The 24068-nt window shown below is 65.7% G+C and carries 24 protein-coding genes; 11 read left to right on the top strand and 13 right to left on the bottom strand.

The window, feature by feature from the left end; all coding sequences use genetic code 11:
* Positions 1-168: 168 nt before the first annotated feature.
* The 6 genes from IFT58_RS09740 to IFT58_RS09715 form a co-directional block, all read right to left on the bottom strand.
* Positions 169-390 carry a hypothetical protein gene (locus tag IFT58_RS09740; RefSeq protein WP_192094578.1) on the bottom strand — a complete coding sequence of 74 codons (222 nt, stop codon included), beginning with the start codon at positions 388-390 and terminating at the stop codon, positions 169-171.
* A 222-nt stretch (positions 391-612) separates the two neighbouring features.
* Positions 613-2037, bottom strand: a complete 1425-nt coding sequence (locus tag IFT58_RS09735; RefSeq protein ID WP_188326875.1) for a replicative DNA helicase — start codon at positions 2035-2037, stop codon at positions 613-615.
* 225 nt (positions 2038-2262) lie between these two features.
* Positions 2263-2823: an NAD(P)H-dependent oxidoreductase gene (locus IFT58_RS09730; RefSeq protein ID WP_192080052.1), complete on the bottom strand. Its 561-nt coding sequence runs from the start codon at positions 2821-2823 to the stop codon at positions 2263-2265.
* Positions 2824-2919: 96 nt separating this feature from the next.
* Positions 2920-4884, bottom strand: coding sequence for an asparagine synthase (glutamine-hydrolyzing) (gene asnB / locus IFT58_RS09725; protein ID WP_192094577.1), 1965 nt, complete (start codon positions 4882-4884; stop codon positions 2920-2922).
* A gap of 84 nt (positions 4885-4968) precedes the next feature.
* A complete protein-coding gene (locus tag IFT58_RS09720) occupies positions 4969-5625 on the bottom strand; it encodes a glutathione S-transferase family protein (protein WP_192080056.1) in 657 nt (218 codons plus the stop codon).
* A 158-nt stretch (positions 5626-5783) separates the two neighbouring features.
* Complete coding sequence (locus IFT58_RS09715) at positions 5784-6608, bottom strand: glycine zipper 2TM domain-containing protein (RefSeq protein WP_274602778.1); 825 nt, start codon at positions 6606-6608, stop codon at positions 5784-5786.
* A 164-nt stretch (positions 6609-6772) separates the two neighbouring features.
* Here IFT58_RS09715 and IFT58_RS09710 point away from each other — a divergent pair, with 164 nt between their 5' ends.
* Both IFT58_RS09710 and IFT58_RS09705 read left to right on the top strand, forming a co-directional pair.
* On the top strand, positions 6773-6985 hold the full coding sequence (locus IFT58_RS09710) for a DUF6116 family protein (protein WP_188327238.1): 213 nt from the start codon (positions 6773-6775) through the stop codon (positions 6983-6985).
* Entirely contained in the window at positions 6982-7755 is a 774-nt protein-coding gene (locus tag IFT58_RS09705; protein WP_192094893.1) for a TatD family hydrolase, read from the top strand. Before IFT58_RS09710 ends, IFT58_RS09705 begins: the two co-directional genes overlap by 4 nt.
* A gap of 496 nt (positions 7756-8251) precedes the next feature.
* On the opposite strand, the gene IFT58_RS09700 is transcribed toward IFT58_RS09705, so the two are convergent.
* Positions 8252-9046: a tRNA threonylcarbamoyladenosine dehydratase gene (locus IFT58_RS09700; protein ID WP_192094576.1), complete on the bottom strand. Its 795-nt coding sequence runs from the start codon at positions 9044-9046 to the stop codon at positions 8252-8254.
* A gap of 185 nt (positions 9047-9231) precedes the next feature.
* Here IFT58_RS09700 and IFT58_RS09695 point away from each other — a divergent pair, with 185 nt between their 5' ends.
* Complete coding sequence (locus IFT58_RS09695; RefSeq protein ID WP_192081365.1) at positions 9232-9720, top strand: glycine zipper 2TM domain-containing protein; 489 nt, start codon at positions 9232-9234, stop codon at positions 9718-9720.
* A gap of 98 nt (positions 9721-9818) precedes the next feature.
* On the opposite strand, the gene IFT58_RS09690 is transcribed toward IFT58_RS09695, so the two are convergent.
* Positions 9819-10022 (bottom strand): cold-shock protein, encoded by a 204-nt coding sequence (locus tag IFT58_RS09690; protein ID WP_188326869.1) that lies wholly within the window; start codon positions 10020-10022, stop codon positions 9819-9821.
* Positions 10023-10253: 231 nt separating this feature from the next.
* Between IFT58_RS09690 and IFT58_RS09685 the strand changes: the two genes are divergently transcribed.
* From IFT58_RS09685 to arsC, 3 genes are all read left to right on the top strand, one after another.
* On the top strand, positions 10254-10739 hold the full coding sequence (locus tag IFT58_RS09685; RefSeq protein WP_192081366.1) for a DUF456 domain-containing protein: 486 nt from the start codon (positions 10254-10256) through the stop codon (positions 10737-10739).
* A gap of 130 nt (positions 10740-10869) precedes the next feature.
* The gene (locus IFT58_RS09680) at positions 10870-12024 is read left to right on the top strand and encodes a phospholipase A (RefSeq protein ID WP_192094575.1); all 1155 of its coding nucleotides are present in this window, start codon (positions 10870-10872) and stop codon (positions 12022-12024) included.
* On the top strand, positions 12024-12365 hold the full coding sequence (gene arsC / locus IFT58_RS09675; protein WP_192094574.1) for an arsenate reductase (glutaredoxin): 342 nt from the start codon (positions 12024-12026) through the stop codon (positions 12363-12365). Before IFT58_RS09680 ends, arsC begins: the two co-directional genes overlap by 1 nt.
* 187 nt (positions 12366-12552) lie before the next feature.
* Here arsC and IFT58_RS09670 read toward each other — a convergent pair whose 3' ends face one another.
* A complete protein-coding gene (locus IFT58_RS09670; RefSeq protein ID WP_192094573.1) occupies positions 12553-14070 on the bottom strand; it encodes a FumA C-terminus/TtdB family hydratase beta subunit in 1518 nt (505 codons plus the stop codon).
* Between the two features lie 183 nt (positions 14071-14253).
* Between IFT58_RS09670 and sigJ the strand changes: the two genes are divergently transcribed.
* The 4 genes from sigJ (at position 14254) to IFT58_RS09650 (ending at position 18610) form a co-directional block, all read left to right on the top strand.
* Positions 14254-15153 carry an RNA polymerase sigma factor SigJ gene (gene sigJ, locus IFT58_RS09665; RefSeq protein ID WP_192094572.1) on the top strand — a complete coding sequence of 300 codons (900 nt, stop codon included), beginning with the start codon at positions 14254-14256 and terminating at the stop codon, positions 15151-15153.
* A gap of 36 nt (positions 15154-15189) precedes the next feature.
* Positions 15190-15636 (top strand): carboxymuconolactone decarboxylase family protein, encoded by a 447-nt coding sequence (locus tag IFT58_RS09660; protein ID WP_192094571.1) that lies wholly within the window; start codon positions 15190-15192, stop codon positions 15634-15636.
* 244 nt (positions 15637-15880) lie between these two features.
* Positions 15881-17737, top strand: a complete 1857-nt coding sequence (locus IFT58_RS09655; RefSeq protein WP_249405137.1) for an ABC transporter ATP-binding protein — start codon at positions 15881-15883, stop codon at positions 17735-17737.
* 93 nt (positions 17738-17830) lie between these two features.
* Positions 17831-18610 carry a ferredoxin--NADP reductase gene (locus IFT58_RS09650; RefSeq protein ID WP_192081373.1) on the top strand — a complete coding sequence of 260 codons (780 nt, stop codon included), beginning with the start codon at positions 17831-17833 and terminating at the stop codon, positions 18608-18610.
* A gap of 123 nt (positions 18611-18733) precedes the next feature.
* On the opposite strand, the gene IFT58_RS09645 is transcribed toward IFT58_RS09650, so the two are convergent.
* Entirely contained in the window at positions 18734-19192 is a 459-nt protein-coding gene (locus tag IFT58_RS09645; RefSeq protein ID WP_192081374.1) for a glutathione peroxidase, read from the bottom strand.
* A gap of 115 nt (positions 19193-19307) precedes the next feature.
* Between IFT58_RS09645 and IFT58_RS09640 the strand changes: the two genes are divergently transcribed.
* On the top strand, positions 19308-21476 hold the full coding sequence (locus IFT58_RS09640; RefSeq protein WP_192081375.1) for a M3 family metallopeptidase: 2169 nt from the start codon (positions 19308-19310) through the stop codon (positions 21474-21476).
* A 62-nt stretch (positions 21477-21538) separates the two neighbouring features.
* Here the strand turns inward: IFT58_RS09640 and cfa are convergent, their stop codons facing one another.
* From cfa to IFT58_RS09625, 3 genes are read right to left on the bottom strand one after another with little or no spacing between them, the layout of a single operon-like run.
* The gene (gene cfa, locus IFT58_RS09635; RefSeq protein WP_192094570.1) at positions 21539-22657 is read right to left on the bottom strand and encodes a cyclopropane fatty acyl phospholipid synthase; all 1119 of its coding nucleotides are present in this window, start codon (positions 22655-22657) and stop codon (positions 21539-21541) included.
* A 12-nt stretch (positions 22658-22669) separates the two neighbouring features.
* A complete protein-coding gene (locus IFT58_RS09630; RefSeq protein ID WP_249405131.1) occupies positions 22670-23560 on the bottom strand; it encodes a DUF3298 and DUF4163 domain-containing protein in 891 nt (296 codons plus the stop codon).
* A 36-nt stretch (positions 23561-23596) separates the two neighbouring features.
* Positions 23597-23899 carry a GNAT family N-acetyltransferase gene (locus IFT58_RS09625; protein ID WP_192081377.1) on the bottom strand — a complete coding sequence of 101 codons (303 nt, stop codon included), beginning with the start codon at positions 23897-23899 and terminating at the stop codon, positions 23597-23599.
* Positions 23900-24068 lie beyond the last annotated feature (169 nt).

The raw sequence follows: 24068 nt of genomic DNA, 5'->3' as shown, positions 1-24068 counted from the left end.
AGCCGACTGAAGTCGGCTCTACCGAGCGGCGGCGGTGAGGCCGGCCGGCTGCGGGGTGCATGACCTACGACGGCCAGCCGACTGAAGTCGGCTCTACCGAGCGGCGGCTGTCAGGCCGGCCGGCTGCGGGGTGCATCACCGACGACGGCCAGCCGACTGAAGTCGGCTCTACCGAGCGGCGGCTGGCTGTCGCCCACCGCCGAGCAGGCGCGCGGGCAGCATCAACACCGCCGACAGGAACGCGAACACGGCCGACAGGGTCGCTCCCACCAGGCGGAACGGCAGGCTGATCAACCACACGAACGGCCACGCGATCAGGGCGAGTATCGCCAGCGGCCAGCACAGCACGAACAGCAGGCACCACACGCCGAGCGCGAACAGGGTCTTCATGACAGGGGCTCCTACGACGGCACCGCGCCGCCTGGAGACCATCCTTCCCTCCCGCTGTGCGCGGTGCAAGCGGGATGCGACGAAACGCCGGATGCGCCGACGAACCCTGCGCGCGCATCCATGATGCTGGTAGCGCCGAGCCATGCTCGGCGGAATGCGCGTAGCGAGCGGACGGTGTGGCGGCAGACGTACGGCGGCCGAGCAGGGCTCGGCGCTATGCCCTTACTCGAACGACCCCACCGAATCATGCGACAGGTTGTCGAACCGGGTGTACTCACCGAAGAACTTCAGTTTGCACGAGCCGGTGGGGCCACCACGGTGCTTGCCGATGATGATCTCGGCCAAGCCCTTGTCCGGCGAGTTTTCTTTGTTGTAGTAATCATCGCGGTAGATGAAGACGATCATGTCCGCATCCTGCTCGATAGCGCCGGATTCGCGAAGATCGGCCATCACCGGGCGCTTGTCGGTACGCGTTTCCAGCGATCGGTTGAGCTGGGACAGCGCGATTACCGGCACGTTGAGCTCCTTCGCCAGGCCCTTCAGGCCTCGCGAGATTTCGGAGATTTCCGTCGCGCGGTTTTCGCTGTTGCCCGGCACGCTCATCAGCTGCAGGTAGTCGATCACGATCAGGCCCAGGTCATGCTCGCGCTTCAGACGACGGCATTTGGACCGCAGGATCTCCGGCGACACGCCGGGCGTATCGTCGATGAAGATCTTGGTCTCTTTCAGCATGCGGATGGCGCCGGTCACCCGGCTCCAATCCTCATCTTCCAGCTGGCCGGTGCGCAGGCGCTGGGCGTTGATGCGGCCATTCGACGAAATCAGGCGCATCGCCAACTGCGACGCCGACATTTCCATCGAAAAGATCGCGACGCCCTTCTTCGACTTGATCGCTGCGTACTCGGCGATGTTCAGCGCCAGGGTCGTCTTTCCCATCGCGGGACGTGCCGCGAGGATGATCAGGTCGGTCGGTTGCAGGCCGGCGGTCATCGCATCGAAATCGTTGTACCCGGTCGGCAGCCCGGTGATGTTGCCGCCGTTTTCGAAGCGGTTGCGCAGCTCCTCGAAGGCGTCCTTCAGCGCACCCGGCATCGCCACGAAATCCGTCCGGCCGCGAGCGCCCTGCTCGGCGATGGCGAACACGGATTTTTCCGCGCTGGCCAGCAGTTCGCTGCTTTCGCGGCCTTCGGGCTGGAAGCCGTCGTTGACGATGTCCGTGCCGACCTGGATCAACTGGCGCAGCACCGCCTTGTCACGCACGATCTCCGCGTAGGCCACGATGTTCGCCGCCGATGGCGTGGTGCTGGCCAGCTCGATGAGGTAGGCACCGTCGCCGACCAGCTCCATCTTGCCCTGCGACTCGAACCACTCGCCCAGCGTGACCGCATCGAACGGACGGTCACGCTCGGACAGCTCGCGGATGGCGCGGTAGATCATCTGGTGGTCGCGCCGGTAGAAGTCTCCCTCGGCCAGTTGCTCATTGACGCGGTCGAAGGCCTCCGGCGCGAGCATCAGGCCGCCCAGCACGGCCTGTTCGGCTTCCACCGAATGCGGCGGCACACGCAGCGAATCAATGCGCGAGTCATCGCGGTCGTGGCGGTCGGAACGCTCACGACGGTCGGAACGGAAGCCGGAACGGGCAGACATACGGCGGAATTTCCTACGGGTTGGCGAGATCAGTGTAGGCACGCGCGAACCCCTGCCGCCATGGACAAGCCTGTGGATAAGCCGTGGGCAAACGGGGGATATCCACCGGTGCATGACCAACGTGGCGCTGCGATGTCGTGGTGCCGATGGCAGGCATCGTTGCGACGCCCGCGTGGTGCATTATCGCAGATCGCGGCCGCCAGCCGGCGACCGCGACAGGGGTGTTCAGGCAGCCTTGGCGTGGACCTGCACCAGCGCGATGAAACGGTCGACGAAGTCCTGCAGGAACTTCTGCGTCCCTTCGTTGGTGATCGTGCCGTTGTCATCGATCAGCCCTTCCTTGAAATGCAGGAAGGCCTCTGGCTGACCCAGCACCTGCATGTCCAGGTAGGCCAGGATGTTGCGCAGGTGCTGCTGGGCGACCGCCGTCCCGATGACGCCGATGGAGGCACCGATCACGGCGGCGGGCTTGCCAGCGAACGCGCTGTGTCCATACGGCCGGGAACCGATGTCGATGGCGTTCTTCAGCACACCGGGCACGGAGCGATTGTATTCAGGGCTGACGAACAGCACGGCGTCCGCCTGCTTGATCTGGTCCTTCAGCCGCTTGCCTTCGGCCGGATAGTCGCTGTCGAAATCCTGGTCATACAGCGGCAGGTCGCCGATCTGCACGAAGTCGAAGCGCGCCTTGCCCGCTGCCAGTTTTTCCAGCGCGCGCGCCAGCTTGCGGTTGATCGACTCTTTTCGAAGGCTGCCGACAAGGACGGCAATGGTGAACTCGGCCATGGGATGGTCTCGCGTTGGGGATGTTTCACCCTAGTGGCGGCCGCCTTGTGGCTGGGTGAAGGCACGCGAGCAGGCCTGTGTTGCCCGCTCGCGCAGTCACACAGATCCGTCCTGCCGGCAGGCTGCACCGATGCTGGCGCGTGTCTCGCGCCAGTGCGCCTGCCACGCCTGGAACATCAGCACGTTCCACAGGTGGGTATGCCACTTGCGCTGGCCGCCGATGAACTGCTGCCACAGCGGCTGGATGGCCGCAGCGGACAGCACGCCCTCGCGCTGCAGCCGGCCCGGATCCAGCAGCGCCTCGGCCCACGGGCGCAGGTCGCCACGCAGCCAGTCGCTGACCGGCGCGCCGAACCCGCGCTTGGGTCGGTGCACCATCGACTGCGGCACATAGCGTCCCAGTACGCGCTTCAGCAGTACCTTGCTCACATCGTCCTGGCGCTTGAACGCCAGCGGCAACGACCACGCAAACTCAGCCACCCGCCAGTCCAGCAGGGGCGCACGCGCTTCCAGGCTGACCGCCATCGAGGTGCGGTCGACCTTGCACAGCAGGTCATCGGGCAGATAGCTCACGAAATCGGCCAGCATCATCGCGTCGGCGGGTGTGCCGGCGCCATGCAGCGGATCGGCCAGGTCATAGAAACTCCCTGCCCCGCGGGCACCCTGCACGGCAGCCAGCGGGTCGCGCCAGCGTGAGATCCGGTTGCGGTACACATCGCCGATGCCGCGCGCGCCGGTCTCGGCCAGCAATGCCGCAAGCCCCCCCGTGCGCGAGGCCTCGCCCTGCCCCGTTGAACGCGCACACAGCCAGCGCCGCAGCGGGGCCGGGACACGGCCGAGCATCTGCCAGTTGCGCAGCGCGCGCACGTAGCGCATGTAGCCGAAGAACAGTTCATCGCCGCCATCACCGGACAACGCTACGGTGACGCCCTGCCGCGCCAGCCGGGCCACCAGGGCCGTCGGTACCTGCGAGGCGTCGGCGAAGGGTTCATCGAACATCGTCGGCAGCTGCGGCACCACCGCCAACGCATCGGCCCCACTGACATACAGCTCGGTGTGGTCGCAACCCAAGTGCGCGGCCAGCTCCTTGGCCAGCGGCGCTTCATCGTGGTGCGAATCACTGAAGCCGATGCTGAAGCTGTGCACCGGCTTGCTGCTCTGCGCCTGCATGAGCGCGGCGACCAGCGAAGAATCGGTGCCGCCGGACAAGAACACGCCGACCGGCACGTCGGCGACCATGCGCAGGCCAACCGCATCCTGCAGCAAGGTATCGAGCTGCTGTTCGGCGTCGTCGATGCTGCCGCGGAAGGGGTTGGCCAAGGCAGCCTGCATGCGCGCACGCGCGTCCCAGAACGGACGTTGCGCCTGCTCCGGCCGATGCGCGGAGGCGCCCGCCTCCACCATGGCCGCATCCAGCCGCAGCACACGGCCCGGCATCATCTTGAAGCACGCCTGGTGGATGCTGTGCGGCGCGGGAATGTAGTCCAGCCGCAGCAGCAGGGTCAGCGCGTCGCGGTCGATGTCGTTGTCGAAATCGGGATGCTGCCACAGCGCTTTCAACTCCGATCCGAACACCAGCGTGCTGCCCGCCCAGCCGTAATACAGCGGTTTCTTGCCGACGCGATCGCGCGCCAGCCACAGGCACTGCTCGTGGCGATCCCAGAGCGCGATGGCGAACATGCCGTTGCAGCGCTGCAGGGTGTCGTCCAGCCCCCATTGCAGGATCGCCGCGAGCAGCACTTCGGTATCGGAGTGACCCCGGAACGGGTGGCCATGCGGCTCCAGCTCGGCACGCAGCGCAGCGAAGTTGTAGACCTCGCCGTTGTAGGCCATCACGTAGCGGCCATCGGCCGAGGCCATCGGCTGGTGGCCCAGCGGTGAAAGGTCGAGGATGCTCAGGCGACGATGTGCGAGGGCCACGCCCGCCGCTTCATCAGCCCACACACCGCGATCATCCGGTCCGCGATGCAGCAGCGCATCGCCCATCCGCCCGGCCAGCGCCTGCAGGGGTCCGGCCTCCATCGAAGGTGCCGGCAACAGCATTCCCGCCAATCCACACATGCATCTGCTTCCTGCGCCCAGGGCGATGGGACGCTACCTGCACATTGTCGCCCGTGGCGCAGGGCGGGTCCATGACCGGCCCGGCTATTGCGCGTCGAACCGCGCCTGCACCTCGGCCGTCACCGCAGGCATCGGCACGAACCCAGGCTGCGCGCGGACACGGTGCAGCCATGCGCTGATCAACGGAAACGCCTGCAGGGAAATGCCGCCATCGCCCGCGACGTGCGTATAGGCGAACAGTGCGATGTCGGCGATCCCGTACTGGCGGCCACTGAACCACGATGCGCCGGCCAGGTGCTGCTCCATCACGGCGAGCGACTGCGCCGCGCGCTCGCGCAACTGCGGCAGCTCTGCATGCCGCGGCGAATCCGCAGCCACCCATCCGCGGATGAAGCGCGCCACGGCGACGTATGGCTCATGACTGTACTGTTCGAAGAACATCCAGCGCAGGGTCTGTGCGCGCTCCCAGCCATCACTGGACAGGAACGGCGTGCCTTCCGCCAACCAGAACAGAATGGCGTTGGACTCGGGCAGTACCCGCCCGTCATCGCGCACCACGACGGGGACCTTGGCATTCAAGTTGAGCGCCAGAAACCCGGGCTCGTGGGTCTGTCCGTGCGCGCTGTCCACCTCTACCCAGCGATAGCGCGTGCCGAGCTGCTCCAGCAGCAGGCGCACCTTGTGGCAGTTGCCCGATACGGACATCCCATGGACTGTCAGACCTACCCGCTCATCCGCCATCACTGCACTCCCTCTGGGCCGCCAGCCACGCCGGCGCGTGCTGGGCAGTCTGGCAACTGTGCGCCGCCTTGCCAAGCGGGCTGCGGCCAGCGCTGGATACGGAAAAGGCCGGCTTGCGCCGGCCTCGTCCTTGCAGCGACCGCGGTCAGTGAAGCGCGTTACTGGTGGTTGCTCGCGGCTGCAGCGGTCTGGGTCACCAGCTGGCCATCGACCACCGGCAGACGATCGCTGGCCGGCTTGTCGTTCATGCGGATGGTCTTCTCAGCGCCGTCGTAGCGATAGGTCACGTCGTAGCCCTTGACCACATCGGAGGTCCCCATGGCGATCCGGGTGCCCGGCTTGCTGTCCATGCGCATCGTCCCGGTGGTGCCGTCTTCGTTGCGATAGGTCACGTTGTAGCCGGTGACCTGGCTGGACTCGGAGGTGGTGGTTTCGGTGTGGCACTGGCGCTCGGTGCGATTGACCACGCGACCGCCGACGTGGCGCTTGTCGACGTTGTTGCCGATCATGCCACCCGCCACGGCGCCCGCTGCGGTGGCGACCTTGCGGCCGTTGCCGCCGCCTACCTGGTTGCCCAGCAGGCCGCCGATCACCGCACCGGCGACCGTGCCACCCACGTTGCCGTCGCGCTCGGGCAGTCGTTCCTGCACCACGACGTCTTCGCAGACTTCATGGGGGGTCTGGGTGCTGGAGGTCTGGCGCACCGCCTCGGTCCCGATCACGGTCGCATAGGCTTTTTCTTTCTGGGTGATCGGGGCGACCTTCATCACGTCGGCATATTCCAGACCGCGCTTGGCATCGACATCCAGCGCGTCGGTGCGCGCGCCGTCATCGGCCAGCGCAGCGTCCGGCAGCACCGTTCCATCGGCGGCGGTCACGTAACCCGGGCTCTTGTCGCCGCTTTTCATGAAGGCAGCCGTGGCAATGCCACCGACCAGCAATGCACCTGCAGCGACCAAGACCGTAGTAGTAGTAGTTTTCATGACCTGCTCCTTGCGGACCACCCGCAACGTTCACGATGCGGATTGCAGCACGCGCTCCCTGAACGGAATCTCGACAAGACCTTTATCTTTCCGCCTCCCATTCAGGAAACGGCCATCCGGACGCCGTGGTAGCGTTTGCAGCCTGTCCCGCGAGGAAATCCAAGATGGCCAATCCGATGCTGCTGCCCGTGCTGGGCTGGGCGCGCCGCCTGCGCTTCCCCACCCTGTTCAAGCTCACTGCCGGGCTGTTTGCGATCACCTTGGTGGTGCCCGATCCGATTCCCTTTGTCGACGAACTCCTGCTGGGCATGGGCACGCTGTTGCTGGCGAGCTGGAAAACGCGCAAACCTGCGGCGCCGCCGTTGGAGCTGCGCTGACCGTGCTGATCGACAGCCATTGCCATCTGGACGCGGGCGAGTTCGATATTGACCGCAGCGCGGTAGTGGCGAGGGCACGCGCGGCCGGGGTGCGGCAGCAGGTGGTACCCGCCGTCACCGCCGCCAGTTGGCCGAAGCTGCGGGCGGTCTGCCAGCAGGACGCGGGGTTGTTCCCCGCCTATGGGTTGCATCCTGTCTTCCTCGCCGACCACGTTCCTGCCGATCTGGCGACGCTGCGTGAGTGGATCGAGCGCGAGCGTCCTTGTGCCATCGGCGAGTGCGGGCTGGACTTCTTCATCGAGGACCTGGACCGCGAGCAGCAGCAGTTGTACTTCGTGGGACAGCTGGAGTTGGCACGCGCGTTCGATCTGCCGGTGATCGTGCACGCACGGCGCGCGGTCGATGCGGTGATCGCCGCCATCCGACGGGTCGGCGGGCTGCGCGGTGTAGTGCACAGCTTCTCCGGCAGCCCCGAGCAGGCCTCGCTGCTGCACAAGGCCGGCTTCCTGCTCGGCCTGGGCGGACCGGTCACCTACGACCGCGCGCAGCGGCTGCACCGCCTGGTACAGAACATGCCGCTGGAACAATTGCTGCTGGAGACCGATGCACCCGATCAGCCGGACAGCGGTATACGGGGCGAGCGCAACGAACCGGCGCGGTTGCATCACATCGCCAGCGAGATTGCGGCGCTACGCGGCATTTCGCTCGATGCCCTTGCCGAAGCGACCACGGCGAACGCGCAGCGACTGTTCGGCCTGCCCGCGGTGTAACCGGCATTGGATAGAGCCGACTGGGTAGAGCCGACTTCAGTCGGCTGCTGTCCCGCGCATCCGTATCGTGGCCACGGCCGCATATCGTGACAACGCTGCCGCTGCGCTCGCCCGAGCGTGGCTCGGCGCCACCGGGGCGGTCGCCCGAGCAGCCGACTGAAGTCGGCTCTACCTGGATCGCGCCGCTGAAGGCGGCCGGCGTTTCGGCCCCACCTGCGGTGTAACCGGCACGGAGTAGAGCTGACCTGGTAGAGCCGACTTCAGTCGGCTGCTGTCCTGCGGATTCGTATCGTGGCCCCGACCGCGGATCGTGACAGCGCTGCCGCTGCGCTCGCCGAGCGTGGCTCGGCGCTACCGGGACGGTCGCCCCTAAGCAGCCGACTGAAGTCGGTTCTACCTGGATCGCGCCGCCCGGATCACCCCGCCTGGGTCGCGCCACCTGGATCGCGCCGCCCGGATCGCACCAACTGGCTCATGCCGCCGATGGCGGCGGTCGTTACGGCTTTGCCGGGGCCAGCAGCATCTCCAGTGCCTTGGCCACGGCAACGAAGGCGAAGGCGCCGGTGATGTGGGTGGCTGCACCCAGCCCGGCACCGCAATCGAGCTTCATCGCCGCATCGGCGCCCAGGTTCGGCCGGATCCCGCAGACACTGCCATCGGCCTGCGGGTAACGCACGTTCTCCAGCGAATACACCGCCGGGACGCCGAAATAGCGCTTCGCGTTCTTCGGGAAATTGAACTCACTGCGCAGCTTCTTGCGGATCATCGCCAACATGGCATCGTGCTCGGTGCGCGACACATCACGCACGCGCACCAGGGTGGGGTCGGTGCGTCCACCGGCCGCGCCCACGGTCAGCAGCGGCAGCTTGCGCCGGCGGCACCAGGCGATGGTTTCCACCTTCACCCGGAAGCTGTCACAGGCATCGATCACCAGATCGAATCCGTGGTCCAGCAGGTCCGCCATGTTCGCAGGGGTCAAGAACGACTCGACCGCGGCCACGTCGATGGCAGGATTGATGGCGCGACACCGTTCCGCCATCGCGATCGCCTTGTTACGGCCGTAGTTGCCTTCCAGCGCGGGCAGTTGCCGGTTGGTGTTGGAGACACAGATGTCATCGGCGTCGATCAGCGTCAGGTGGCCCACGGCCGACCGCGCCAGTGCCTCCACCACCCACGACCCCACCCCTCCCATGCCGACCACCGCGACCCGGCGTGCCTGCAGCGTCTCCAGTGCCCCCCGCCCATACAGCCGTTCAACGCCGGCGAAGCGCTCTTTGATCGATTCATTCATCGGCATAGTGTAAAGCGGCTCGCGCGTTCCCTCGCATCCCGCTCATTCGAGGGGCCAAGCGGAAACGGTTCATCCGCCAGCCATCTAAACCTGGCGTGGTTGGCGCTCCGTTCACGTTCAAAGCAGGACGATCCCCCCACGCGCACCAGACGCTCCACCACCTCATTCTGGCCAGGAGAACCACCATGAAGATCCAGCTCATCGCCGCAAGTGCCATTGCCACGCTCGCCCTGGCCGGTTGTGCCACCTCCCCGGGTTACGGCGGCGGCGGTTACAACAACAACAACAGCTACGGCAACAGCGGCGGCAACTACAACACCAATCGCTGTGCGGACTGCGGCATCGTGACCCGCATCAACACCGTCGCCTCCGGCCGGGCGGCACCGACCGCCACCGGCGCCGTGCTGGGTGGCATCGTCGGCGCCGTTGCCGGCCATGAGATCTCCGACCACACCGGCGGCAGCCGCGGCAACAAGAACATCGCCGCTGCAGCAGGCGCGGTCGGTGGTGCCCTGGCAGGCAACCAGATCCAGAAGAACGTCACCAGCGATACCTACGACATCTCGGTGCGCATGGACGACGGCCGCACCATCGTGGTCAACCAGCGTGACCTGGCCGGCATCCGCGAGAACACTTACGTTCGCGTCGTGAATGGCCGCGTGATCCTGCGCTGATCGTCCGCCTGCTCTGCATTCCAAGCGGATGAAAGCAAAGAAGGGCCCGCGCGAGCGGGCCCTTCTGGTGTCTCTCCCGCAGGATGTGCGGTGCGCGCTTAGAGCGGCTTCACCTTGTCCGCCTGCAGACCCTTCTGGCCGGTCACGACTTCGAACTCGACCTCTTGACCTTCCTTCAGGCTTTTGAAGCCCTGGGATTCGATCGCACGGAAGTGCACGAACACATCTTCGCCGCTCTCACGGCTGATGAAACCAAAGCCCTTGGCGTCGTTGAACCACTTGACGGTGCCCTTCTCACTCATCTTGCCTACTCCCTGACTGTCTTGTTGTTGGATACGCCCTGGCAGGCGGCTGACAGCAAGGGGGAAGCGAGGTGCAACGATGCAGCGGTTCGTGACGATCCACCAACACCAGGCCACGATCCACGGTGACCTTGCCAAGCTCAGCGAGGTCAACTTAACCCGAGCAAAACGAATTTGCAACGGGTAGATTTGCCGGGTGTCAAGACCATTTCGACCTCCCTACGGATAAGCATGGACCTTTCATTCATCTTGTACCTGCTAGCGGCACTCCTCGTTGTTGTCGGCATCGCGGGCATTGCCCTGCCCGCCCTACCGGGTATCCCGCTTGTCTTTCTCGGCCTGCTGCTTGCCGCATGGGCTGACGGATTCGTCCATGTCGGCTGGCCCACCCTGCTCGTGCTGGCCCTGCTGACCGTACTGTCCTTCGTGGTCGACATCCTGGCGACGGTCGTCGGTGCCAAGCGGGTGGGGGCCAGTCGCAAAGCGCTGTGGGGCACCTTCGTCGGGAGCATCGCGGGGTTGTTCTTCATGCCGATCGGCCTGTTCCTCGGCCCGTTGGTCGGTGCGCTGCTGGGGGAGTACTGGCATACCCGCGAACTCGGCCGCTCTACGCGCGTGGGGCTGTCCACCTGGCTGGGTATCCTGCTGGGCCTCGCGCTCAAGCTTGCGTTGGTGGTGGCGATGCTGGGCCTGTTCGCGTTTGCCTGGTTCCTCTGAACGCACCGCCTTCACGGTCACCTCACGATAGTGGCGGGCATATCGCCGCCGGTACTGGCCTGCATGCACCGCAGGCAGCACACTGTCGCCCATTCTCCTTACTTCGCCTCCTGGGCAAGGGCCCGCAGCAATGACCCTCACCTCTCCCTTTCCCCGCATCGCCCCGCTGGTGCTCGCCATGGCCAGCGCGCCGTTGGCCGCGCAGGAGTTCACTTCCTCTGCAGCGACCACGCCCACCGGTTGCGCCGCCATCACCGTCGATGCCGCGCGCCTTGCGTGCTATGACCAGCTGTTCGGTCCGACCCAGGAAACCACCGCGCAGGCCGACGCGGCTGCCGAAGCGGCCAAGCAGGACCGTCGCGAAGAACGCCAGACCGTGCGGGTGAGCGAGGGCGAGGAAAAGATCCGCTCGCGCGTGGGCGATCTGTTTCGCCCCGCCCCGCACGATGAAGCGGTGGCCAATGCCGGTCGCGGCTCGCTGCTGGACAGCCGCTGGGAACTGGCGGAGGCTTCCAAGCTCGGCCCCTTCCAGCTGCGCGCCTACAAGCCGGTCTATCTGCTGCCCGCCTTCTGGACCAGCGACAAGAACCTGATGCCGCAGTCGCCGAACCCGGCGAACACGGTGACCACGCCGCAGCTGCTGGACAGCAACGAGCTGAAGTTCCAGCTCAGCTTCAAGACCAAGATCGTCGAGAACCTGTTCGGCGACAACGGCGATATCTGGGCCGGTTACACGCAGAGCTCGCGCTGGCAGGCCTACAACGCAGACAACTCGCGACCGTTCCGCGAAACGAACTATGAGCCGGAGGTCATGGCCGTGTTCCGCAACGGTTATTCCATCGGCGGCTGGCGTGGCCGGATGAGCACGATCGGCGTCAACCATCAGTCCAATGGACGCTCCGATCCGTTCTCGCGCAGCTGGAACCGGGTGATCGTCAGTGTCGGCCTGGACCGCGAGAACTGGGCCCTGACCCTGCGTCCGTGGTACCGCATTCCCGAGTCGCGCAGCGAAGACAACAATCCGGACATCGAAGATTACATGGGCCGTGGCGATGCCACCCTGGTCTGGAACCACAAGGGCCACGAGGTCGCGCTGCTGGCCCGCCACTCGCTGCGCGGCGGCGACCGCTCGCACGGTGCGCTGCAGCTGGATTATGGCTTCCCCATCAGCAACCTGCTGCGCGGCCATGTGCAGGTGTTCGACGGCTATGGCGAGAGCATGATCGACTACAACCACAAGGCCACCTACATCGGCGTGGGTGTGTCGCTGCTGGAATGGTTCTGATGGCGGTGACGATCTGGCACAACGCGGCGTGCGGCAACTCGCGCGGTGCGTTGAAGCTGATCCGCGATGCCGGCGTGGAGCCGGTCATCGTGGACTATGTGGCGACACCGCCCGATGCGGCGACGTTGCGCCGGGTGCTCGACGATGCCGGGCTGGGCGCGCTGGAACTGGTGCGCAGCAAGGAACCGCTGTTCACCGAGTTGGGCCTGTCCGGTGCGGACGAAGCTGCTCTGGTGGCGGCAATGGCCGCCCATCCGCGCCTGATCAACCGGCCCATGGTGATCACCGACAAGGGCACGCGCCTGTGTCGCCCGCCGGAACGGGTGCTGGACATCCTTTGAGTGCTGGCGGGTAGAGCCGCCCTGGTAGAGCCGACTTCAGTCGGCTCCCCCGGGTCTGCAAAAACCCCGCTGCGCTCGCCGAGCATGGCTCGGCGCTACCGTACGGATCCTTGCCGCGAGGCCGCTGCGCTCGCCGAGCGTGGCTCGGCGCTACCGTGGAATGCACGCGCATTGCGGGCGTGGTGGCTTACACCACCACGAGCGGGATCTTGCCGATGCGGGCCTGCCATTCGCGCGGGCCGGTGATGTGCACCGATTCGCCGGTGGAATCCACCGCCACGGTCACCGGCATGTCCTCCACCGTGAACTCGTAGATGGCTTCCATGCCCAGGTCGGCGAAACCCACCACCTTGGCAGCCTTGATCGCCTTGGACACCAGGTACGCCGATCCGCCCACGGCCATCAGATAGGCCGACTTGTTGTCACGGATCGCCTCGATCGCCGCCGGGCCGCGCTCGGCCTTGCCCACCATGCCCAGCAGGCCGGTCTGTTCCAGCACCTGACGGGTGAACTTGTCCATCCGCGTTGCGGTGGTCGGGCCGGCTGGGCCCACGACTTCGTCGCGTACCGGATCCACCGGGCCGACGTAGTAGATGAAGCGTCCCTTCAGGTCCACCGGCAGCGGCTCGCCCTTGTCCAGCATCTCCACGATGCGCTTGTGCGCTGCGTCGCGCCCGGTCAGCAGCTTGCCGTTGAGCAGCAGGGTCTGGCCCGGCTTCCAGCTGGCCACGTCGTCCGGGGTGATCGTATCCAGGTCAACGCGCGTGCCCTTGGATGCGTCATAGGTGATCTGCGGCCAGTCGGCCAACGATGGCGGGTCCAGCATCACCGGACCGCTGCCATCCAGGGTGAAGTGCGCATGGCGGGTCGCCGCGCAATTCGGAATCATCGCCACCGGCAGGTTCGCCGCATGGGTCGGGAAGTCCTTGACCTTGATGTCCAGCACCGTGGTCAGGCCGCCCAGGCCCTGCGCGCCGATGCCCAGCGCGTTGACCTTGTCGAACAGCTCAAGGCGCAGCTCTTCGGCGCGGTTTGACGCTCCGCGTGCCTTCAGTTCGTTGATGTCGATCGGCTCCATCAGCGACTCCTTCGCCAACAGCATCGCCTTTTCGGCCGTGCCGCCGATGCCGATACCGAGCATGCCCGGCGGGCACCAGCCAGCGCCCATGGTCGGCACCGTCTTCAACACCCAGTCGACGATCGAGTCGGAGGGATTGAGCATCGCGAACTTGCTCTTCGCTTCCGAGCCACCGCCCTTGGCCGCGACGATGACGTCCACCGTATTGCCCGGCACCACCTTGACGTTCACCACGCCCGGAGTGTTGTCCTTGGTGTTGGTGCGCTTGCCAGCGGGATCAGCCAATACCGAAGCGCGCAGCTTGTTGTCTGGATGGTTGTAGGCACGGCGCACGCCTTCGTTGGCCATGTCTTCCACGCCCATCGTGGCGTCGTCCCAGCGCACGCTCATGCCGATTTCCAGGAATACGGTGACGATGCCCGTGTCCTGGCAGATCGGCCGGTGGCCCTCGGCGCACATCCGCGAATTGATCAGGATCTGCGCCATCGCTTCCTTGGCCGCCGGCGATTCCTCGCGCTCGTAAGCAGCGGACAGGCTCTTGATGTAGTCGACCGGGTGGTAGTACGAAATGTACTGCAACGCGTCGGCGATGGACTGGATGAGGTCTTCCTGCTTGATCGATGTCACGGGCTGCTCGCTTGCTGGGGGCTGGCGGGGTAATCCGCCCATTTTACCCCCGCGCGCCCGCGCATGTGGCTTCAACCGTTCGCGCCGCGGGTAGAGCCGACTCCCGCCATCCCGCAAACGCGAACCGTGCTTCACTTGCCGCCATGGCTGTCACACCGCATGCCGCCGCCGCGTCCTGGGTCCATGAGCACCGAATCCGCTTTCCATGAGCACCGCCCCCGCCTGCTGGCGCTGGCCTATCGCCTGCTGGGCAGCCGTGCCGATGCCGAGGACGTGGTGCAGGATGCGTGGCTGCGCTGGGCCGGCGCCGATCATGCGCACATCGTCGATCCACTGGCATGGCTGGTGACCGCTACCACCCGGCTGGGGCTGGATCGCCTGCGCGTCGTCAAGCGTCAACGCACGGACTATGTGGGCCCTTGGCTGCCCGAACCCCTGCATATCGCCCTCGACCTGCCACCTGAGCCCGATCCGGCGCAGGTGCATGCCGTGGCCGAAGACGTATCACTGGCCTTCCTCGCGTTGCTGGAGCAACTGGCCCCCGAAGAGCGCGCGGCCTTTCTGCTGAAGGAGGTCTTCGACCACGACTACCCGCAGGTGGCCGCCCTGCTGGGGCACAGCCAAGCCAACTGCCGGCAGATGGTGCATCGGGCGCGCAGGCGCCTGCAGGAAGGCCGGCCCCGCTTCAGCGCCGATGCCGGACAGCATCGCCGCCTGCTCGCGCGCTTCCTGGACGCGTCCCAGCGCGGCGACAGCGAGGCGATCCAGGCTTTGCTGCATGCCAACGCCCGGCATGTCTCCGATGGCGGCGGCCTGGTTACCGCCGGTATCCGCCCCCTGCTCGGCGCCGAACGCATCGGTCGCTTGTACTGGGCGATCGCGCGTCGCGGTGGTGCGTTGCCGGCGCAGTTGGGGACAGTGAACGGCGAGCCGGCCATCCTGCGTTTCGACGGTACGCGGCTGCAGTCGGTCACCACCATCGTGGTGGAAGACGATCGCATCAGTGCGGTGTACAGCGTGCTGAATCCAAATAAATTGCGCGGGGCTGTCACAGCGCGCGGTGGCGACGCGTCTTTGGCATGAGAGGCGGCCATTCCGGCGCGCCCTTGGAGCTTTGACATGAGTCACACCACCCCGCGCGTTCCCTACACCCGCCTATCGGCCGACGCCTATAACGGCCTGCTGGCGGTCAGCCGTACGGTCCATGGCAGCCCCTTGGACAGTGAGCTGCAGCAGTTGGTGTTCCTGCGCGTCTCGCAGATCAACGGCTGCGCTTACTGCCTGGACATGCACGCGACAGCGCTGCGGAAAGCTGGCGTCGAACCGCGCAAGCTGGATACCGTTGCGGCGTGGCGCGAGAGCCGCTTCTTCGATGCACGCGAGCGCGCGGCCCTGGGCTGGGCCGAGGCCCTCACCCGGCTGCCCGACGGTGCCCCGTCCGATGCCGCGTTCAATGCGCTGGCACCGCATTTCGATGAGCAGGCGATCAGCGACCTGAGCATGGCGGTGGCCGTGATCAACGCATGGAACCGGCTGGGCGCCGGGCTGCTGCCGCCGCTGGCTTAAGCCCGCTGCGATGTCGGCCGGTAGAGCCGACCGGGTAGAGCCGACTTCCGTCGGCTGGGGATTGGATGGGTAGAGCCGACTTCAGTCGGCTGCCGTGGGCAAGGTAGCCGACTGAAGTCGGCTCTACCGGTCGGCTGCCGTGGGCAACGCAGCCGACTGAAGTCGGCTCTACCGGTCGGCTCTACCCGGCGGCTCTACCGGTCGGCTATACCCTCGTCACGCCATGACGGCGCACACTACCGGCATGCCCGATATCCCCGCGTCCGCCCGCCCCAGCCTGCGCCAGCGCTTCTCCGCCATGCGCAACCTGCCACCGTTCCTGCGCCAGGTGTGGCAGACCAGTCCGGGCCTGGCCAGTGCCAGCCTTGGCCTGCGCATCATCCGCGCGCTGCTGCCGGTGGCGATGCTGTACGTCGGCAAGCTCATCATCGACTCGGCGGTGCAGCTCAGCCAGCACGATGCCGGCTTCCCGCCTTTCGGTGATGCACTCGCCAGCGGCCTGCTCAATCCCCTGTTGTATCTGCTGGCGCTCGAGTTCGGCCTGGCGATCGCGTCGGACCTGTTGGGGCGCATCGTCAGCTACGCCGATGCCCTGCTGTCGGAGCTGTTCACCAATGTCACCAGCGTGCGTCTGATGGAGCACGCCGCATCGCTGGACCTGGAAGACTTCGAAGACCCGGAACTGCAGGACAAGCTGGACCGTGCGCGGCGCCAGACCATGGGCCGGATGAACCTGATGAGCCAGCTGTTCGGCCAGGTACAGGATGCGATCACAGTGGCCAGCCTTGCCGTGGGCCTACTGGTGTATGCGCCTTGGCTGATCGTGCTGCTCGCCCTCGCCCTGGTGCCGGCGTTCATCGGCGAGTCGCACTTCAACGCCGCCGGCTACAGCCTCAATTTCCAGTGGACGCCCGAGCGCCGTCAGTTGGATTACCTGCGTCAGGTGGGCGCCAGCGTCGAGACCGCGAAAGAGGTGAAGATCTTCAACCTCCACCGCTTCCTGATCAACCGCTACAAGTTGCTCGCCGACCGCTTCTTCCTGGCCAACCGGACGCTGGCACGGCGACGTGCGATATGGGGCACGCTGCTGGCCGCGCTGGGTACGCTGGGCTACTACACCGCCTATGCGTATATCGCATGGCGCACGGTGCGCGGCGATTTCAGCATCGGCGACCTCACCTTTCTCGCCGGCAGCTTCCTGCGCCTGCGGCAACTGCTGGAAGGGCTGCTGATCGGCTTCTCGCAGGTCGCCAGCCAGGCGCTGTACCTGGATGACCTGTTCACGTTCTTCCAGATCCAACCGGAGATCCACAGCCGCGCCGATGCCGTGCCGATACCGCGCCCGATCCGCCAGGGCTTCGTCTTCGAAGACGTGGGGTTCCGCTACCCGGATGCAGAGACCTGGGCGGTGCGCCATCTGGATTTCCAGCTGCACGCTGGCGAAGTGTTGGCGCTGGTGGGTGAGAACGGGGCAGGCAAAACCACACTGGTGAAACTGCTGGCCCGTCTGTACGACCCCGATGAAGGGCGCATCCTGCTGGACGGACGTGACCTGCGCGACTACGACCTGGACGATCTGCGGGCGAACATGGGGGTGATCTTCCAGGACTTCGTGCGCTACAACCTGACCGCCGGCGAGAACATCGGCGTGGGCCAGGTCGACGCGCTGGATGACGAACAACGCATCCGCGAGGCCGCCCGCCGTGGCATGGCCGCCGATGTCATCGAGGCACTGCCGGGCGGCTACCAGCAGGTCATCGGCCGGCGCTTCAAACAGGGGGTGGACCTGTCGGGCGGCCAGTGGCAGAAAATCGCCATTGCCCGTGCCTACATGCGCCAGGCGCAGGTGATGATCCTCGACGAGCCCACCGCGGCGCTGGATGCACGGGCCGAGTACGAGGTGTTCCAGCGCTTCCGCGAACTGTCCGAACAACGTACGGCAGTGCTGATCTCGCATCGTTTCTCGTCGGTACGCATGGCCGACCGCATCCTGGTGCTGGCCGATGGTCGGATCGAGGCCAGTGGCAGCCATGCGCAGCTGATGGCCGAGGGTGGCCGCTATGCCGAACTGTTCGAACTGCAGGCCGCTGGCTACCGCTGAGGGACCATCACGAACGACTCTCATTTCCCTCAATGAGAACCTGTCTCATTTGAGGTAGAATGTCGCGGACGATTTCCTGGATACGCTACCCCCATGTCTGCTGCTTTCGGCGCCGAGACGGTGCTTGAGGTCCGCCACTGGACCGATGCCTACTTCAGTTTCACCCTCACCCGTGACAGCGGGTTCCGCTTCGAGAACGGCCAGTTCGTGATGATCGGCCTTGAGACCGAAGCGCGCCCGCTGCTGCGTGCGTACTCGATCGCCAGCGCGAACTGGGAAGAGAACCTGGAGTTCTTCAGCATCAAGGTGCAGGACGGCCCCCTGACCTCGCGCCTGCAGCACATCAAACCGGGTGACAAGGTGCTGGTGGGCAAGAAGCCGACCGGCACGCTGCTGATCAGCGACCTGCACCCGGGCAAGAACCTGTACCTGCTGGGCACCGGCACCGGCATGGCACCGTGGCTGTCGATCATCAAGGACCCGGAAACCTACGAGCGTTTCGACAAGGTGATCCTGACCCACGGCGTGCGTTACGAAAAGGACCTCGCTTACCGCGATTACTTCGAGAAGGAGCTGCGCGAGCATGAGTTCCTGGGCGAGATGATCGGCGACAAGCTGCTGTATTACCCGGCGGTCACGCGCGAACCGTTCGCCAACCAGGGCCGCCTGACCTCGCTCATGGAGAGCGGCGAAATGCAGCGCACGCTGGGCCTTGCGGAACTTGATCCGGCCAATGACCGCGCCATGATCTGCGGCAGCCCGCAGATGCTCGCTGACCTGCGTACGGTGTTGGATGCCAAGGGCTTCCAGGTCTCCCCGCGCATCGGCAGCCCCGGCCACTACGTCTTCGAACGCGCCTTCGTCGAAAAATAAGCAGAAGCCGGCTGAAGAGCGGTAGCGCCGAGCCACGCTCGGCGAGCGCAGCGGGCCGTGGCACCGAAAAAAGCCCGCCGAGCATGGCTCGGCGCTACCGGGATCCGTCCCCTTTTTCACGTTTCAGAAGATCTGCTCCGGCTTCGTGGTCGGGGCAAAGCGTGCCTCGACCTGGCCCTCGCGGTCGATCAGGAACTTGGTGAAGTTCCACTTGATACGCGCGGTGCCCAGCACGCCACGCTTCTGCGTGGACAGCCATTGCCAGAGCGGGTCGGCGTGCGGACCGTTGACGTCGATCTTGGCCGACAGCGGGAAGGTCACCGGATACTCCAGCGAGCAGAAGGCACGGATCTGCGCGGCGTCGCCCGGTTCCTGCGCGCCGAACTGGTTGCACGGAAAGCCGATGACCACCAGCCCCTGTCCACGCCGCTCCTGCCATAGCTGTTCCAACCCCGCGTATTGCGGGGTGAAGCCGCAGCGGCTGGCCACGTTGACCAGCAGCAAGGGCTGACCGCGATACCGGGACAACGCGTACGTTTCCCCCTCCAGGGTCGTGATGTCGAAGTCGTAGGCACTGCCCATGGCGGTCCGGTCCGGAAAGGAGACAGCCCAGCCTGAACGTCCATGCCTTTCGACACAAGCCGCCCCGTTCAACGCCGGGTTACCCTCGGGGACTTGTTTTCGTGGAGTACTGACCTTGACCACCCGCCTTGCCCTTGCCGTGGCCATGACCCTCGGCCTTGCCCTGCCCGCCTATTCGGCCGGCGCCGCCACCCCGGCAGCCAGCCCTGCCGCACAGCAGGCCAACCCGTTCTTCGCTGACAGCCCCCTTGCGCTGCACTACCCGCAGTTCGACAAGATCACCGATAGCGACTTCGCCCCGGCTTTCGACGCCGGCATGGCGCAGCAGCTGAAGGAAGTGGAGGCGATCGCCAACAACAAGGCCAAGCCGACCTTTGAAAACACGCTGATCGCGCTGGAAAAGAGCGGTGAGACGCTGGATCGTGCCACCACTGTGTTCTTCTCGCTGGTCGGTGCCGATACCAACGATGCGCGCAAGAAGCTGCAGGCTGACTACTCGGCCCGCTTCGCCGCGCACAGCGACACCATCGCACTGAACGGCAAGCTGTTCGCTCGCATCCAGGCGCTGTACGACGGCCGCCAGAAGCTGGGCCTGGACGCCGAGGGCGTGCGTCTGGTCGAGAAGTACTACGAGAACTACGTCCGCGCCGGTGCCAAGCTGTCCGAGGCGGACAAGACCAAGCTCAAGGAAATGAATGCCGAGCTGGCCAACCTGGGCACGAAGTTCAGCCAGAACGTGCAGTCCGAAGTGAATGCCTCGGCGCTCACCGTGGATGACGTCAAGGAACTCGACGGCCTGTCGCAGGAGCAGATCAGCGCCGCTGCCGAAGCCGCCAAGGCACGCGGCCTGGACGGCAAGTACGTGATCACCCTGCTCAACACCACCGGCCAGCCGCCGCTGACCAACCTGGCCAACCGTGCGCTGCGCCAGAAGATCTTCGAGGCATCGACGACCCGCGGCAGCCGCGGCGGTGAGTTCGACAACACCGCGCTGGTATCGCGGATCATGCAGCTGCGCGCCGACAAGGCCAAGCTGATGGGCTTCCCGAATTTCGCTGCCTACAACCTGACCAACCAGACCGCGAAGACGCCGGAAGCGGTCAATGCGATGCTGGGTCAGCTGGCACCGGCCGCCGTGGCCAATGCCAAGCGCGAAGCCGCCGACCTGCAGGCGATGATCGACCAGGAGCAGAAGGCCGCCGGCAAGCCGACCTTCAAGCTGGAAGCCTGGGACTGGGCGTTCTACAGCGAGAAGGTGCGCCAGGCGAAGTACAACTTCGACGAATCGCAGCTGAAGCCGTACTTCGAGATGAAGAACGTGCTGGAAAACGGCGTGTTCCATGCCGCGCAGCTGGAGTTCGGCCTGACCTTCAAGCAGCGCACCGACCTGCCGGTGTACCACGACGATGTCACCGTGTATGACGTGTTCGATGCCGATGGCAGCCAGCTGGCGATCTTCATCTTCGACCCGTATGCGCGCGCGTCCAAGCGCGGTGGCGCGTGGATGAACTCGTATGTGTCCCAGTCCGAACTGACCGGCTTCAAGCCGGTGGTGGCCAACCACCTCAACATCCCCAAGCCGCCGGCCGGCAAGCCGACGCTGCTGACCTGGGACGAAGTGACCACCACCTTCCATGAGTTCGGCCACGCCCTGCATGGCATGTTCTCCGATGTGAAGTACCCGTATTTCTCCGGCACCGCCGTGCCGCGCGACTTCGTCGAGTTCCCCTCGCAGGTCAATGAAATGTGGGCCGACAATCCGGTCATCCTGAAGAACTACGCCAAGCACTACCAGAATGGTTCGGCGATGCCGCAGGCGCTGCTGGACAAGGTCGTGGCGGCTGCCAAGTTCAATCAGGGCTTCGCCACCACCGAGTATCTGGGTGCAGCCATGCTCGACCAGCGTTGGCACCAGATCAGTGCCGACCAGGTGCCGGCGCCAGCGGATGTGATGAAGTTCGAAGCCGATGCGCTGGTCAAGGACGGCATCTTCTACGCGCCGGTTCCGCCGCGCTACAAGACCCCGTACTTCAGCCACATCATGGGCGGCTACTCGGCCGGCTATTACGCCTACATCTGGTCGGAAGTGCTGGATGCCAACACGCAGAAGTGGTTCAACGAGAACGGCGGCCTCAGCCGCAAGAACGGTGACCATTTCCGCAAGACCCTGCTGTCGCGCGGCGGTAGTGTCGATGCCATGCAGCTGTTCCGCGATTTTGCTGGCCACGAGCCGCAGATCGAGCCGCTGCTGGAGAAGCGTGGCCTGACCGGCGCTGGCAACTGAGCGACTCAGCGTGAAACGTAACGTGTGACCAGAATCGCCCGGGAAACCGGGCGATTTTTTTTTCAACGTGCCGCGGTGTAACCACCCGGCACGCCATCAGGCGACAGGACCAGCTGCCACAACTGGGCGTGGCGACAGCGGAAGCTGGCCATCGACGCAGCAAGATAGAACCGCCACATCCGCTTGAACCGCTCGTCGTAACGCCGGGGATCCAGCGACGCCCACGCGCTTTCAATGTTGCTTCGCCACGCCTGCAGGGTGAGGTCGTAGTCCGTGCCGAAACCGTGCCAGTCCTCCAACACGAAGCGTCCTTCGAATGCGCGGGTGATCTGCGCGGCGGATGGCAGCATCGAGTTGGGGAAGATGTAGCGGGCGATCCAGGGATCGGTGCGATAGCGGCTGACATTACCGCCGATGGTGTGCAGCAACAGCAATCCGTCCGGTGCCAGGCAGCGCCGTGCCACGTCGAAGAAATGCCGGTAATTGCGCACGCCGACATGCTCGAACATGCCGATCGAAAACACCGCGTCGAAGCGCTCGTCCAGTTGGCGATAGTCCTGCAGGCGGATCTCCACAGGTAGCCCCGCACACAGCTCGCGTGCGTGCGTCGCCTGCTCTTCGGAGATGGTCACCCCGACGCCGCTTACGCCATACCGTTCACTGGCGAACTTCAGTGCCTCGCCCCAGCCACAGCCGATGTCCAGCACACGCTGCCCTGGGCGCAGGCCAAGCTTGCGGCACACCAGGTCCAGCTTGGCCTCCTGCGCGGCATCCAGGTCGCGCGCCTTGGGCCAGTAGCCACAGCTGTAAACCAAGCGTCGGCCCAGCATCGCCTGGTAGAGATCATTGCCCAGATCATAATGTCGCCGACCGACCTCGTAGCTGCCCTGGCCCGCCTGCGCATTGAGCACCCGTGCACGCACTGCATCGGCCAGGTCGCGCCATCCCTGCACGCGCTGGTCCAGACGCGCCTGCATCAAACGCAGCAGCAGACCGTCAAGCTGGCGCGCGTCCCACCAGCCGTCCATGTAGCTTTCGCCCAGCGCCAGCGAACCACCGGCGATGACCCGCGCGAAGAAGCGCCGGTCATGCACCTGGATATCGTGTCCACATGGCCCGCCGACCTCGATGCCGGCGTCATGCAGGAGGGTGGTGACACGTGCCTGCAGCGCCGCGTCCACCCTGTCCCCCGGTCAGCCGTGCGCGAACAAGGGGGCGTACTCCGGCGCGACCAGCGGCGCGAGTACGGCCGCCGGCACGTCGGCGGTCTGCGTGCCTTCGGAATACGGTCCCACCTGATAGGGCGGGAACACGAACCGCAGCGCGGTGACCTTGCCGCTGGCGTCGGTCAGCGGTTCGAACTGACGGAAATTGTCCGCCTTCGCGCCGGTGCCATCGGCGATCATCCGCGATGCGCTGCGCAACGACTCCTGCAGTTCGCCCGGCTCCATGTCCTCGCTGCTCAGGCGGGTTGCCACGCGCTCGCGCAGCTGGTCGGCCACGTGATCGCTGATCGCTTTCCATCCCTTCGCATCGGCCACCAGCTCATCGGCGGTCAGCATCCGGCCCTGCTGCGGCAGCCAGACGAAGCGTGCCACCAAGGGTTCGCCGTGCGCCCCGCCGGTGTACCGGCTTCCCTCCGCTTTGACCACGACCAGGTCAGCGGTCTCCAACTGCTTCTCGAAGGCCAGTGACAGCTCGTACGGCATGCTCGGTTTGTCGTTACCCAACCCGTCCACCGCCTGCTGCAGCTCGCCACGCGCGGCGGCGGCGTAATCCTGCAACGCCTTGGCCAGACCGGGGTAACGATCCAGCCCGGCGGCATAACTGATGCCTACCACCGCTTGTCCGCTGGTCTCGATGACATCGGTCAACGCAACCGGAGCGTCGGCCGGGGCCTCGGCCACCGGCGCAGGCAGGGCACTCTCCGCCGACGACGCCGGTGCCTGCGCGGTGCCGTCTGCATCGCCCTGGCGACCGCAGCCGGCCAGCAGCACGACGGTGACCGCCAGGCTCAGCAGCGAGGCGGTGAGAATTCGGCGCGGTGCCGGCTCCATGCATTTCCCCTGATTTTCAGACAACATCACTGTGGTTCCCTTGCTAGAACGGACCTTGCCGGGTCATCCGGCCAACAGGTCATGAAACTCCTCGTGGCGGTCAAAGAACGCCTCTGCGTATGCGCAGGCGGGGACCACCTTGTATTTGTTCTCGCGCGCCCAGCGCAGCGCCACCCTGGTCAGCTCGCCGGCAACACCGCGGCCCCCGATCGCCTCGGGCACTTCCGTATGGGTGATCACCATGCGGCGGCGCTTCAGCTGGTACTCCAGCAACGCCAGATGCCCGCGGACACGGGCGGTGAAGCGGTGGCCGGCCAGATCATGGTCGACCTCATAGGCCAATCCGGGGGGCGTGACCGAAGCCATGGACCTTACTCCTTGGGCGGCACTGCCGATGGTGCGCAGCCAGCCGCCATGATCGTGTGAAGCCTGAACAGGGGCAAGGGGTTTGGTGGGGTCGCAGGCGGCCACGCTAAAGAAAACCGCCGCGCGGCCGCTCACAGGGTCGATGGGGTGGCTTGCCGCTGCACCCCGC

Origin of the sequence: Stenotrophomonas sp. CFBP 13718, from assembly GCF_014842145.1 — a bacterium.
Taxonomy (GTDB): domain Bacteria; phylum Pseudomonadota; class Gammaproteobacteria; order Xanthomonadales; family Xanthomonadaceae; genus Stenotrophomonas.
Note: the sequence above shows the minus strand (reverse complement) of the source record. Positions and strands in the feature narration are given on the sequence as shown.